Here is a 13,202-nt window from a genome sequence, read left to right as displayed (position 1 = left end):
CGTGGCCGAATTGCTTCGGCCACGCCAATCAGATTAACCTGGTATTTTAGCAACCATGCGAACTGACGTCGTCAGCTCTTCTAGTTGCAACCAAGGTCTAAGGTGGGCGACTGCAGAATACGAACCTGGACGACCAGGCTGTTCTACGACTTCAATTCGAGATTCCGCTAACGGAGTTTTTGCTCTTTGGTCATTACCAATGGCACCCGCGTTGGTGTATTGGTCTATCCAGAGTTGCAAATCTCTTTGTACGTCTGGAGCTTCTAAGTTGGAGCCAAGTTTGTCTCGTCCCATTACTTTTAAATAATGCGCGATGCGACTACTTGCCATGATGTAAGGTAAACGGGCAGAAATTGCGGCGTTTGCTGTGGCATCAGGATCGGTGAACGTTTTCGGTTTTTGGGTCGTTTGACCGCCAATGAAAACACCGTAATTGGAATTTTTGTAATGCACCAAAGGCAAGAAACCAAGATCACTGAGCTCTTTTTCTCGCTCGTCAGTAATATTAATTTCAGTCGGGCATTGCTGCAGAAGATCGCCGGCTTCGGACTTGTAAGTCAGATTCGGTAGGTTTTCAACTTTACCACCGTTGTCTAGTCCTCGAATGGCAGTACACCAACCGTATGCGGTATAAGCTTGGGTCATTTTAAGGCCAAGATCATATGCGGCGTTAGACCAAACTAACTCATCGTTACTGCTTGGTTTTGGATTACCGTCCATGTCGGTATCCAGCTCTTCGTAGTCGAAAACTTTAGTACCAATGCCTTTGTCACCATAAGGTAATCGAGCAAGGGTGCGGGGCAGCGTTAAGGTGACGTATCGAGCATCGTCACTTTCTCTAAATGAATTCCAAGCAGCATACGCAGGAGAGTCGAATCCAGCGGCAACCGGTTTGCCTTCAGAGAAGGTTGTGAAATCATTAAATTCGAACATTTCAGCGTTAGCGGCTGCAATGAAAGGCGAGTGACATGCAGCGGCTACTTCACCCATGTAACGCAGTAACGCGACATCTTCATCTTTGGCACTGAACTCGTAGTCGCCAATAAATGTGCCATACGGTGCGCCACCGGCAGTACCAAACTCTGATTGATATAAAGTGTTGAATAATGGACTACGGTCAATGGCCGGAGCATCTTCAAATTGCTCAAGCAACTCTTCTTGGCTGTAATCGGCCATCTTGATTTTTAGGTCTGGGCCAAGTTCACTTTCTTTAACCAGTTTCTGTAAGCCTCGCCATGAGCCTTCTAGCTTTTGAAAATCTTTTTGCTGCATGACTTTCGATAATTGCTTGGAAAGCTGTTTATCGATCTGGCCGATGGCGTTTTCAATCGTCTTAGTGAGGTTTTTGTCCCAAGTGACGGTTCCTGAAAGTGCTTGTTCAGCTAAAACAGAGAACAGCTCTTTCGTGGTGTCTTTTGGGTTTGTGTGGTTGCACTAATTGCTCGATCGAGAAAGCTAAGATCGCCCGCTTCGGCTGCGGGTTGCGTGGATTTTTCTGCTTCAGTACTCATTACTCAGCCCCTTCTTTCTTAATGCCGAGCTCGTCAGAAAGAGCATTGATAGTGTCGGCACTTTGTAATACTTCTTTGAGGAGCTTCTCAAGATCGCGTGAACGATCTGCTTTGGATAACAGCACTTTTAACTGATTACGAGTTTCGACCAGTTGCTTGAGTGGCTCCACTTGGTCAATGATGGCTTCGGGTTCAAAGTCTTTCATTGAAGAAAACGACAGATTTGCTTCAAATTGGCTATCGTCGTCACCAAGGACATTGTCGACTTTCATTGACAGTTCAGGTCCGACACGCTTCATTACCGTATCGAAATTGTCTTTATCGACGTTATAAAATGTGCGATCTTCGACATCTTCCTTGTCCTGTTTATGACCGGAGTAATCACCAATAACGCCGACAACAAATGGCAGTTCTTTGGTCTCTACTGCGCCATTGGTTTCTACGTCGTAAGTGATGCTGACGCGGTTCTTACTTACGCGTTTATGTTGGGAATTTAACGCCACAATCCTTCTCCTTAAACTATTATGATGCAGTCGATGTCACTTTGGCTGTTGTTGCATCAAAGCCAACTTCAGGGCCTTTCTCTATTTTTCCGCCTTCGGCTTCAATGTAGTAAGATTTTGATATTTCAGTGTAAACTAGGCTGAAAGCTTCATTTGGCAGTGATCCATCGCTGCCTGACATGTTGTAGCTCGCCATTCGCGCTTCTTTCATGGTCAAGATAAGATATGGATCGGCACCTGAACCTTCACGGTTTGGTTTGGTCATGACGATTTCAATGGTTTTGCCATCGGCACCGGGTGCGTATAAAAAGGTGGTTAAATATGGGCTTGCGCCATCACAGCCACGGCTGACGTTGACTTCTCCTAGGGCAACCATGCCTTGGTCGGCATTGTTTGCGTTACCAACGTCAATACCAACGCCTCGAACGGCGCCCCAAGTGATGGTATCGATGGCAAAGAATCCGTCTTTGCCGCCAATTTTTTCAACGGTAGCTGCGCCTTTTGGTGTAACACCGTCAATTCTCATGTAAATAGAAGCCATTTTGTTTCTCCTTCGCTTATTAGCATTTTTAGATCATTACCATTTAAATTCCGATACGGAGCCATTTGAATCTTGGCTAGTCGTAGCGGTATCGGGTGAGGTATGAGTAGAGTTATCAGAGCGATAAGGTTGCTCTGAGGGTTGCTCGGTACCTGGAATGCTATGCTCAGGGGCCGATAGAGTGGGTAATGTGAATGGGTCAATGTCGGTGCTGACCGTGGATAGGTTGCTCAGATCATGTTTGTCGAGATGATCCATTCCGCTTACCTGATTTATTTGGTTGAGGGCTTTCTGTTCGCTACCGACCATTTCTTGCATTAACTCAGGCAAGCTGAGGTAACCCCATCTGATCGCTCGTTCAAGCAAAAAGGTGACGGGGCTATGCGGTTCGGTTTGTTGGAAGTAATCAGCAATTCTTCGTACTTGTTGAAAAGCATGATCCCGGTTTTGAATGCCGTTAATACTCGTAGTTGTGATCGAAATGTCACTTTGCGTATTGGTGAGTGGTTCGGCAGTCATTCCATCATTGAGTGAGTTTTGCGAAGGAACTGACGTTGTGAGTGTTTCTTCTGGATTCACTGGTTTAGAGGATGGTGTTGGTGCACTAGTGGGCTGCTCATTTATTGGTTGTAGGTGCTCATCAAGTGGCCACGGAGAGAATTTTTGGGCAACGAGAAAGTGGATTGCATTGATGAGTTCTTCGATATTGGATTTAATGAACTTAAAGCTAACGGTTGTAATCCCTGCTTCGAGGCAATGGTTAGCAACGAGCTTCTCGCTTGAGTCGAGCGCTTTATAGCACTGTGCGAGCGACATAACGGTTTGTTCGGTAAGCTGCGAGTACTGCTGCAGCGCCTCTTCTTTTAGTGAGGCCATGGTGTTAGTGCGTTCGGCTTTTAGGTAATCGGCTAACGTGATATGGCCGATGATTGGTTGCATTTGTAGCGGCACATAAAGCGCGGTTGAATCAGGAGATTCGCCGACCAATTGCAGGAGTGGCCGGGTGCGGTACTCAGTCCACTCGCGTAACTTTTCTTGTTCAGTTTCAGCCTTTAGTCTTTCAACGGGTGGCTTTGGATGCAATTCAGCCCAGTAGGCTTCGATTAAGGATTGCAGTAGGGTTAGTGAACTTGCCAAATTTGAAATGGGTTTATCGGTGTAGAGTTGGCTAGAAATGAACCAGCCAAGGATTTCTATGTCTTTGGTTTTGCTGCTTAACGCCTCAAACGTTGCATCGTGTAATGCCAACCAATTGGTTTGATTTTGTGCGACAAGTGATAAGTCTGATGAAGCATCCGGCGTTTCAATGAGTTGTCGAAAACTGGATTGAGCCGTGTTGTAACTGTTTCTAATGCTTCTGTAGGCGCTACGGTCAAGTTTGAGATAGCTACCGCACGAGGCATCGTCTGAAATGGGAAGGGTTAACCCGGCCATTTTACCTATGCCACTGACATCACTCATAAGAATCCTTTCTTTAATGCTTAAGTGAATTTAAGTTTTTGTATCCATGATAAGAATCAAGATGCAGACTCAACAATATAGACACTTTGTTAACATTAAAGTCATAAAATGGAATATTTCCCGCTAAATGGCTAAAAAAATTAACAATTATTTAAAAACTTTGAACTGTGTCTAGAAATTAAACAGCGCTTAAAAATTAAGCTGAAAGAGTGGTGAAAATAGGTTATCCGCCAATCAAAACGGTAGGCATACCCAACACGATTGAACCACCATGTGACGTGGTATCTCCCATGCGAGCGGCGGGTTTACTGTTGATTAAAACCGTCGCACTGCCCATCGCAATGCTATCGGGCGCACCCACGCATACACACATATCTCCAACCGTAGCTGCTGGCATGCCCCCAATGAGTACGGTAGGGGCTCCAGGGCCGACAATTGGCCCTCCTACATGAGGGATAGGCGGTACAGCGGGGGTTTGCATGGGGCAGACGTGCATATCGGTTAGACGCGCTGCAGGTAAAGTCATTGGTTGGATTCTCCTTTAGCTATTTCCAATCCGAGCTGAGTCGCTGTTTGGTAATACTGCTCGCTTTTGTCCCAACTCGGTAAAGCGGCTGCATGGTTAATCGAACCCGCCACCGCTTTTGCATACAAAAATGGATCCGGTAATACGACGGGAAGATCGGGGGTGACGATACTGCCAGCGCCATTCCAGAAAACGGCCTGTGCTAACCAAGAGGGCCCGCAGTTTAGGTCAAGACGTTGTGCGAATAACTCACTTTTTCGACGTAATGCTTCGGATGGTGATTGAACCCATTGCTTTGCTGTGTCAATACATTGAATTTGCATAGGGCTCCAAATATCTTGGCGTTGATCTAATGTACGCGCTGCCCACCATATTGCCTCTCGAACGGGGAGAGCGTGCGCGATGAACTGCATTAGGTCGTTGTGCAGACGGTGCTCTATTAGCTGTTCAATCGAAACGTCGGTCGGTTGTTCGTCCAAAATAAGCGCAAGCGCTTCTTCACTTGGTGTGAAGCGCTGTAAAACTTGTTGGCCCAAAGGATATGGGATTTTTCGATAAGTCATTAGTTAACCTTTAAAATAGCGCCTTTTAACTCACCCATTACACCGCCATCAAATGTGGCTTTTAGGCCAGACTTAAATTCGGCGCTTAGTTGCCCTTGGGCGCTTAAGGTGGTTTGAGCATCAAGGCTGACACTCATGCCTTTAATATCGTTTGAGCTGGTCGCTTCAATGGATGTGGTGGTCCCTGAGATTTTGTTGGCAGACGTTGCTTTGCTTTCAACGTTCATGCCTTGCAAGTTAAGGGCATTGTCGGCCTTGATATCGATACTGCTCGCTTCTATGGTGATGCCTGAGCTGGTTAGGGTGATTTTACTTGAGCCAACGGCTAACTCTATTTTGTCATCTGCGGTTATCGAGATGGTTTTCGCACTTTCCGTTAAGCTTTCTTTGGCTGACAATGTGTAATTGTCGTCGGTAGTAATGGCGATTTGTTTGGTCACCGTTTGTGCGACTTCGCCCTTTATTGTTTGGGTAAGATTATTTTCGACTTCTTCTAGTAGGTCTTTTGCGGCGTGTAAGTAGATCTGTTCATTGTCTTGCTTATCATCAAAGTAAAGCTCATTGGATTCACCTTGTAACTTGGTTGAAATTCCCGTTTTTGTGCTGTTGCTTTCTTTGTAGGGTGGCGGATTAGTGCTGTTGTAAACGCTCCCTGTAATCACTGGGTTGTCTGGATCTCCCCCCAGAAATGCAACCATGACTTCGTGACCTGCTCTTGGAATAAATTGGCTGCCATAGCCATTTCCTGCCATTGCTTGAGCGACACGGACGTAACAACTGGTTTTATCTCCGGTGGTGACGGTGTCCCAGTAAAATTGAATTCGCACTCGTCCTTGGTCATCTTGATTGATATCTCCTGCATTTGACCCTGCCACAATGGCGCTTTGTAAACCATGTACTTGGGGTTTTGCTCGGGGACTTGGGTAATAGGATGTATCTTTAGGCACCAGCTTCAGTTGTATTTGACACAGGTTTTTATTATCAAATTGACGAGAAATGGCGACCACAGAAAAATCACCAAGCTGGCTGGTGTCTAAATGGCTAGATAACGAAAACCATGTGGCTATATCGAAAGCATCTATCGTCGTGGTGGCATTGATACGCAGATAATTCTGCTCTAATTGTTCTATTCTGCGCTTAACCAAATTGCTCGATAAATCGGTCATATCACCACTAATACCATGACTTGGGTAATGCCTGACGGCTAATTTGGTTCCGTTGGCAATGGTATGGTTCGTTTTTTTCACTCCGCTAGAGATCAGTTTGGTTTGGCTCTAGTCGTAGTTAGTTAATTCTACACTGGCTCCGTGAAATTCACTTTCTGGCTGCCACTTTTCGATAACGGGGTATTTCCCCGATGGCGTTTCAACCATGTCAAACTTGTTTATATCGGCCTGATTAAATGGCTTTTGAGCATCATGCAGCATCATTTGATGATCGCCGTCTGTGTGCTCAAAATAGAAATGGACACCTTCTTCCGCGAGCAAACGACAGACAAAATCATAGTCAGATTCATTGAATTGAAGGCAATATTCCCGTTTGGTGGTGGGCAAGTTATTTGCGGAGTAAGAGGTACTGACTCCAGAGTTATCAAAGATGTCTCCGATGATTTCTTTGGTTGATTGATTTTGATAAACACGAAAGTTATGCGTGTGTTTAAGTAGCCAAAACCAAGGCCTTAATTCAACTTTGTAGCTGGTGTATTGCAGGTTTGCGTCTAACCCTTGGTGGGTAACTTTAGTCACGATGCCATTAAACGTCTGTTGCAGGTTTAAACTGCCGTCGCTCGTGCTATAACGATGAACGGTGAGCGATTGACCTAATTGAGACTGGGCAGAGAAATTTTTCGAGACTAAGGTTAGCTCTAGATAAAATGGTTCAGACAAGGCTTCAGTGACAGAGAAGTGACTGACAAAATGCTCTTGATTGTTTGAATCGGTGGCAGCCATTGTGCCAGCAGTGGAGGAAAACTGATCAGCCATCATTCATCCTTGAAAATGGAACGTGATTTTTAATAAATGTTAGAAAAACATTAGCATATCGTAAACCAACTACTAGTTTAGCTCATGGGGATGAGCGTGAAATCACACTTTTTCGGTTTGATTTACCTTTTAATCAGTTGCATTTGCAATGAATTGTTGGTTAAAATTCCCTCATCATTTCCCCAGAGGTCTACGCCATAATGAAGCACTAATACCTGTCATCCATTTTCATATCATCTATTGGATTCACAGGGTTAGTAGGCGTAGCTTTAGTTCTGCTTGCACTTTGCATAAAATATTTGGCCTTACTTAACGTATTAGGCTGAACGCACCTGCACATTTAGCTTCGTCTAATGTCCCTGATCACAGGAGGCATTATGCCAATATTATTTACTCATCAACTTGGTTATCAGTTCGCTGATGGTCATCAAATCTTACACAACATTAACTGCTCTATGACGGCTAGCCGAGTGGCTTTGGTTGGAAAAAATGGCTGTGGTAAATCACTGCTTGTTGCTCTACTTACAGAACAAAAAACACCGACACAAGGTTATGTAAGGCTTAATGGGAAAGTGGTTACTTACTCTCAGTTACCATCAGATCTATTGCGAACAGACATAACGGTTGCGGAGTACCTCGAGGTTAGCGAGGTACTTAATGCGCTTAAACGAATAGAAAACGGCGAATGCAGTACGCAGTTATTTGACCTAATTGGCGAGCAGTGGCAACTCAAAAGTGAGTTGTTAACGATGTTGTCTGAAATGGGCTTACCCCAAGATTTAGACTTAGTATGTAATAAGCTAAGTGGCGGTCAGTTGGCAAAACTGCAATTGTGGAAGCTATTTCAATCGGCCGCGGATCTACTGGTACTTGATGAGCCTTCTAATCACTTAGACTTTGATGCCAAAACTTGGCTGATTGAGCAAATGCAGCGGTTCTCAGGGCATATTCTTTTGGTCAGCCACGATCGCATGTTACTGCGTGAGATGGAACAGATTTGGGAGTTATCCAGTTTGGGGCTCACTCAATTTGGAGGCAATTATGACTTCTATGCAGAGCAAAAAGCACAGGCGGTGAGTGCGCTAGAAAGGCAAATGGCAAGCGTACAAAAACAGCAAAAGAAATTAGAAGTACAGGCGCAAAAAAACCGAGAAAAAGCGGAGCAACGAGCCTCGCAAGGAAATCGAATGCGTAAGGACGGCAGTCAGCCTAAAATTTTATTAGATGGCATGAAAAACAGCGCCGAGCAAAGTGTTTCTAATCGGCTGAAGAATGAAAGTGGCCGTAGTGAAATGCTGGCTAAAACGTCGCAATCTTTAAGCAATCGTTACGAGCAAGTCAAAGCGCAAAGGTTGTATATTGATTCATGCAAGCAAAGAAGCGCGGATGCCTTTTTCTTGGATCAAGCCGTATTGCCGTATGTCGCTAACGAGGCATTAACGTTTGCTATTTCCAGCCAATGCCGAGTTCATGTTATGGGCCCGAATGGCAGCGGGAAATCGACACTGATGCAGGTTTTGCAGGGAAAAGTTACGCTGCTAAGTGGTGAACTGCGTGTTAATACAGAAATGCACTATCTTGATCAGAACTTTAGTCTACTCGACAACAAAATTAGCCTACTTGATACAATGCGGCACTTTTGTGAGGGCATTCTTGAAAGTGATGCTCGTACTTTATTAGCCGGTGTTGGCTTTCGTAAAGACTCTGTGTTTAGGCAAGTGTCGAACTTAAGTGGCGGTGAAAAGATGAAGTTGTCTATGCTGGTGGTCACACATCAACCAGAGCAACCATTTTTGCTGTTGGACGAACCTGATAACCATTTAGACCTAGACTCAAAACATTTATTGGCTGAGGCACTAAACAGCTATCAAGGGGGATTTGCGTTGATAAGCCATGATGCAGATTTTGTACAAGAGTGCGGTATGACATCGCAGTTGGTACTGCAAGCTGCAGGTTAAAAGATTTAAATTGGCCGGGGGAGGGCTATTCCTCCATTTCAGTTCTGTCTATGAAGACAAAGTGGGGGGGGAGCGTTATCAACTTGCTTATATAGGAGGGAAGGCGCAAGTTGACACTGGTGCAAATAAACTAGGCCACCAAATGGCGGCCTAATTTAACGGGGGCTTGTTTGATGAAAGGTTTAGTAAAGTGCGTCTTCAATTATCGCATCTTCAATAATTGCGTCTTCAACTAGCTCTCTTTCATATTCATCTTCAATGGCATCAGCGACTAAGTGATCACCAATTGCTTCTTCGCATTCTACATCTGCGTAAGCGCCATCAATAACACCTGCTGTTGCACCAATAGCTGCACCAGCTCCTGCGTCTCCGACGACTGCGCCGACGACACCACCAACTACCGCACCTTCAACCGCGTCTGTTATGGAATTACCAGATTCACATAAAGCAAAGGTATTAGCAGAAAAAATGGCTAACAAAGCGATAAGACTTTTTTTCATCATACGTTACTCACTAGAAAGGGAATACAACGCCGACTTTTCCATAAGTATTACGTTTCGAGTTATCAAAGCTAGCTTCATTGCCCGCTTCAAAGTATGGGGTAAACCCGTGGATGTTGGTGAACGTTAAACGTGCTTCGTAGTTGTAGATGGTGTCTTTGGCATTAGAACCAACGCGAGAAGCGGTGTTTTGTTTTTGACCAACCACTTTCGTGTTTAGGTAAACATTTTCGAATTGACGGCCCACAGCGAAGTCAAAACGGTTTACGTCGCCTTTGCCATTAGAGTCAGCTTTATGTTCAGTATCTAAATCTTTACGCAAACGAAGCGACGTATCGAAGTAACCGCCAACATTGGTACCCGCACTGATGCCAAACTTTTGTTGATTGTTTGACGTTCTCTTATCTACAAACTCGTATTCGCCTTTTAGGTAAAAGCCATCGAAGTCGTGCTTGTAGTTAAGGTTGTATTCGCGGTCTGAGTTGCGATTGCTTTTTGCTGAAGCACCAAAGCCTTCGTAGCCTGCGAATATTTTTGCGCCTGAATCCGCGTTACCAGCTGCAGAGCCTACGCGTGTTTTAACTTCTAGCTCGATGCCTGCATTAACACCTTCGGCAACGGCAAAACCACTTGTCATTGCTGAAGCTAATGCGATTACTAAAATTTTCTTGTTCATTACTAATACCTTTGAATTTGTTTACCTAGGACTTGTTAGGTGCGGCAAATTTAGCAATGGAATCGCATAAACCATAAATAGGAACTATTCGATATTCGATATTCGAATGGAATGTCTCGTTAAGTCAGAGCAATGTTAATATTAGGCTGGTAATTGAGTTTTGTGTCAATTGGGGTTAATAATTGAGCAGGAGAAGCCAGTGGAAACTGTTTTAGAGAGGGAACTTTTTAATAAATGGAGGATGTAAAGACGACGTTTTTGCTAAGTAATTGATTCGTGTTTTTCATGTCAGAACTCTGAAAGAAAATTCACACTTAACTGACAAGACAAATGTGGGAATTGCCAGAATCCTTGCCATATAAAGAATAGAGAGAGAACGGCAGTGGAATTTAATCAAAACGACAGAGATGCGCTTTACAATATTTGGATGTCTCAAAAAGCAAAAATGCGACTCACCCAAATGGACGTCGCTAGGCGCTTGGGCATGACCCAATTGGATTTTTCTAACTTATTACGTGGGAACTCTGAATTGAGCATGACATTTGTGAGTCAGTTTTGCCGGTTATTGCATGTTGACCCTAAACTCTATATTCCATCGCTCATGACCAATGGCTCCGAAGGACAGAGTGTGGTTTACCTAGAAAGCCGTATGAGTGTGGATGGCGCTATTCAGCGAGTGTACGTAGAGAATAGCCAAGTTGTAGTGGAATACGCTCACACCATTAGCCATTAATATACAAGCACGGCTTGATCCGCAGGCTTTGCATTACTCAGTTGACCATACATTGCGCAGATCTGGCCAGCCCCAGTTGGTCAGCGCGACATTTTTGAGTACGCCATGAAATCGCAAGGTTTGCTTATGGTGAAAAAGAGGGCTTAACCAATACTCAGTCACCAATGTGGATGCGATGGGTTCGAGTTGAGTTAGGTATTGAGCCAGCGGTGTCGTGCTTCTTAGCTCGCTCAATTCGGATTTAAGCCAGTGACTAGCGGATGTGCTTAAGTAATTATGCAGTATCGGGTTTGCCCATAAATGACTGAAGGCCGACGCATGACGGTTATCATCTAAGTTGATGTTGGTGATAATGAGTTCTTCATCGAGTTGGTTTGACTGCATGAGTTGTCGGTAAGAATAACGGTTAACCGTAATTTCTACCCCTAGCTTCTCCAAAATATTGGCAGCGGCCGTGGCACAAATATCCAAGGCTGAATATTCGTATATCGCGATGGACAGTTTTTCTGGCAGTGGCACCTGCACAGAATCAGGACGAACCACCGGATGCCAAACCGGAAGCATATTCCCCGCAGGCACCCCGCCGAATGCTGTTTTGTCTGTGTGTTGTTTTAATGCTTGTGAAGACAGAACGGTGGTGAGGTAACGATGTTGTGGGTCGCTAAGCTTGCTGTTTTGTTTCTGGTTAAAGAGCAAAAAAATACAGCCATATTCTACTTGGCTGTGTTGGGTGTCTTGCTGGGGATGGTAAGAATAAACTTGCGAAACATGATATTCACACAGACCATCGTTAGACTCAGGCACGGGCCAAACCGTTACTTGATCAGGCAGTGCTCGGTTGCCAAAATATCGTTCAAAGGCTTCTAATTTTAGTTGTTCTTCATTGTGCTCGATAAGCTTAAATGGCCCACTTCCTACTACTTTTCGTACAGCAGAATCATTAATTTGGCTTGGTGGCTGAATTGAATACTTTACGTCAGATAACAATCCGCCAAAGCCGTGATCGGGCTGAGACAGAGTAAACAGAATCTGATTAGATGTGGCGGCTGTAATGCTTTTCACATGAGATAATTCTTGTTTATAAGCCTCTAGAGTTTGTAACTTATTAAATAAGGCCGCGATGGACTCCGCAGTTATCGGACTGCCATTGTGGAATGAGAGGCTCGGGCGTAGGTAGAATCGCCATTGCAAGTCATCGTGAACCCAATGATGTGCTAGTTGCCCTTCTAATTCACCATCATCGTTACTACTTACGAGACAAGAATACAGCTGACGAATGAAAAACCGTTCGCTTGATCGATGTAGATGATGCGGAACGATTTGTTCGAATGATCGTTTATAGGTTAATTGAATATGCAATAACCCTTCTCGGATAGACGCTCCTGAGGTGTTCTGTAGCAATTGTCCAAATAGAGCTTGATCGCCATCTAGAAATTTCAGGGCTTTTTCGTACTGGCCTAGTGCTATTTGTGCGGTAGCCAGTTGAGACTTGAGGTCCGTAGATTCTAATCTTAAAAATAACGATGAACGTTGACTTCTGCCCGGTTTGGGAGCCCAAGTTAACCAGCCTAAATGATGCATCTTATTGAGTAGGGTACGAGCATGGCGGACACTCGTGAAAAGTGCCTCCGAGACTTCAGCAAGGGAGATTTTTATTTCTCCTCCTACGCCTAGTGGCAGCAAGCGTGAGTAGTACCGCATTAGACTCTGTTCAGACATCGTAGTGACCATGGGATGGGAGAATAATAACCATCATAACTAATAATCATTCAAAATACCCAGAAGAGAGACGTTACTTTTGTTCCTGTTTATTCCACTTGTTATTCATATTCGAGCAAATTAGGCGTTATCTCCCAAATAGAGGAACGATATAAATTCACCTTATCTGTTTTAGTAATCCTCTTTTCGTCGCACTATAGATGGGTAAGTCCAAGCAACCTAAACATCAGGTTTATTGAGGAGGTTCTATGTTACCTACTTATAGTAAAGAAAAGCACATGGTTGAGTTTTATCACCACAAACTCGAACACAGTCAAAATTGGATAGAGCGCTTAGCCATTATCTCTCTTATCCAGTTGTGCCATTGGTAAATTCGAGGAGACAAGATGACCAGAGTGGTTCAAAGGCCAAATGAAATAAAAAGTTAAAGTAAACGGATTAGGCTGGCTGAAAAAACACCCCCCAATGCTCTTTTGACCAGCCTAATTATTTACGCATAGACAGAGGAATTAGGTCAATGACTTGGAAA

Annotated in this window: 11 protein-coding genes and 2 pseudogenes; 3 read left to right on the top strand and 10 right to left on the bottom strand. The window is 44.3% G+C overall.

Going from position 1 to position 13,202, the window contains the following annotated elements; all coding sequences use genetic code 11:
* Positions 1 to 33: 33 nt before the first annotated feature.
* From tssC to VTAP4600_RS19500, 7 genes and pseudogenes are all read right to left on the bottom strand, one after another.
* Positions 34 to 1,511 (bottom strand): annotated as a pseudogene (tssC, locus tag VTAP4600_RS19530) (type VI secretion system contractile sheath large subunit).
* Complete coding sequence (gene tssB / locus VTAP4600_RS19525) at positions 1,511 to 2,014, bottom strand: type VI secretion system contractile sheath small subunit (protein ID WP_102524452.1); 504 nt, start codon at positions 2,012 to 2,014, stop codon at positions 1,511 to 1,513. Before tssB ends, tssC begins: the two are co-directional and overlap by 1 nt.
* Positions 2,015 to 2,033: 19 nt before the next feature.
* Positions 2,034 to 2,555: an Hcp family type VI secretion system effector gene (locus tag VTAP4600_RS19520; RefSeq protein ID WP_102524451.1), complete on the bottom strand. Its 522-nt coding sequence runs from the start codon at positions 2,553 to 2,555 to the stop codon at positions 2,034 to 2,036.
* A 36-nt stretch (positions 2,556 to 2,591) separates the two neighbouring features.
* Positions 2,592 to 4,016: a type VI secretion system protein TssA gene (locus tag VTAP4600_RS19515; protein WP_231897977.1), complete on the bottom strand. Its 1,425-nt coding sequence runs from the start codon at positions 4,014 to 4,016 to the stop codon at positions 2,592 to 2,594.
* A gap of 223 nt (positions 4,017 to 4,239) precedes the next feature.
* Positions 4,240 to 4,542, bottom strand: a complete 303-nt coding sequence (locus tag VTAP4600_RS19510) for a PAAR domain-containing protein (RefSeq protein ID WP_102524450.1) — start codon at positions 4,540 to 4,542, stop codon at positions 4,240 to 4,242.
* The gene (locus VTAP4600_RS19505) at positions 4,539 to 5,105 is read right to left on the bottom strand and encodes a DUF6931 family protein (RefSeq protein ID WP_102524449.1); all 567 of its coding nucleotides are present in this window, start codon (positions 5,103 to 5,105) and stop codon (positions 4,539 to 4,541) included. The genes VTAP4600_RS19510 and VTAP4600_RS19505 overlap by 4 nt, the downstream gene beginning before the upstream one ends.
* A pseudogene (locus VTAP4600_RS19500) lies at positions 5,105 to 7,087 on the bottom strand (type VI secretion system Vgr family protein). The gene VTAP4600_RS19505 and the pseudogene VTAP4600_RS19500 overlap by 1 nt, the downstream one beginning before the upstream one ends.
* Positions 7,088 to 7,464: 377 nt before the next feature.
* On the opposite strand from VTAP4600_RS19500, the gene VTAP4600_RS19495 reads away from it, so the two are divergent.
* Complete coding sequence (locus tag VTAP4600_RS19495; protein ID WP_102524448.1) at positions 7,465 to 9,045, top strand: ATP-binding cassette domain-containing protein; 1,581 nt, start codon at positions 7,465 to 7,467, stop codon at positions 9,043 to 9,045.
* Positions 9,046 to 9,227: 182 nt separating this feature from the next.
* Here the strand turns inward: VTAP4600_RS19495 and VTAP4600_RS19490 are convergent, their stop codons facing one another.
* Together VTAP4600_RS19490 and VTAP4600_RS19485 are read right to left on the bottom strand one after the other, a co-directional pair.
* On the bottom strand, positions 9,228 to 9,548 hold the full coding sequence (locus VTAP4600_RS19490) for a YMGG-like glycine zipper-containing protein (protein ID WP_102524447.1): 321 nt from the start codon (positions 9,546 to 9,548) through the stop codon (positions 9,228 to 9,230).
* Positions 9,549 to 9,558: 10 nt separating this feature from the next.
* The gene (locus VTAP4600_RS19485; RefSeq protein ID WP_102524446.1) at positions 9,559 to 10,221 is read right to left on the bottom strand and encodes a hypothetical protein; all 663 of its coding nucleotides are present in this window, start codon (positions 10,219 to 10,221) and stop codon (positions 9,559 to 9,561) included.
* A gap of 382 nt (positions 10,222 to 10,603) precedes the next feature.
* On the opposite strand from VTAP4600_RS19485, the gene VTAP4600_RS19480 reads away from it, so the two are divergent.
* Positions 10,604 to 10,954, top strand: a complete 351-nt coding sequence (locus VTAP4600_RS19480) for a helix-turn-helix domain-containing protein (RefSeq protein WP_102524445.1) — start codon at positions 10,604 to 10,606, stop codon at positions 10,952 to 10,954.
* Between the two features lie 33 nt (positions 10,955 to 10,987).
* On the opposite strand, the gene VTAP4600_RS19475 is transcribed toward VTAP4600_RS19480, so the two are convergent.
* Positions 10,988 to 12,673, bottom strand: a complete 1,686-nt coding sequence (locus VTAP4600_RS19475) for an SgrR family transcriptional regulator (protein ID WP_102524444.1) — start codon at positions 12,671 to 12,673, stop codon at positions 10,988 to 10,990.
* A gap of 248 nt (positions 12,674 to 12,921) precedes the next feature.
* On the opposite strand from VTAP4600_RS19475, the gene VTAP4600_RS26555 reads away from it, so the two are divergent.
* Positions 12,922 to 13,044: a hypothetical protein gene (locus VTAP4600_RS26555; protein ID WP_269459956.1), complete on the top strand. Its 123-nt coding sequence runs from the start codon at positions 12,922 to 12,924 to the stop codon at positions 13,042 to 13,044.
* Positions 13,045 to 13,202 lie beyond the last annotated feature (158 nt).

Origin of the sequence: Vibrio tapetis subsp. tapetis (genome assembly GCF_900233005.1) — a bacterium.
Taxonomy (GTDB): domain Bacteria; phylum Pseudomonadota; class Gammaproteobacteria; order Enterobacterales; family Vibrionaceae; genus Vibrio; species Vibrio tapetis.
Note: the sequence above shows the minus strand (reverse complement) of the source record. Positions and strands in the feature narration are given on the sequence as shown.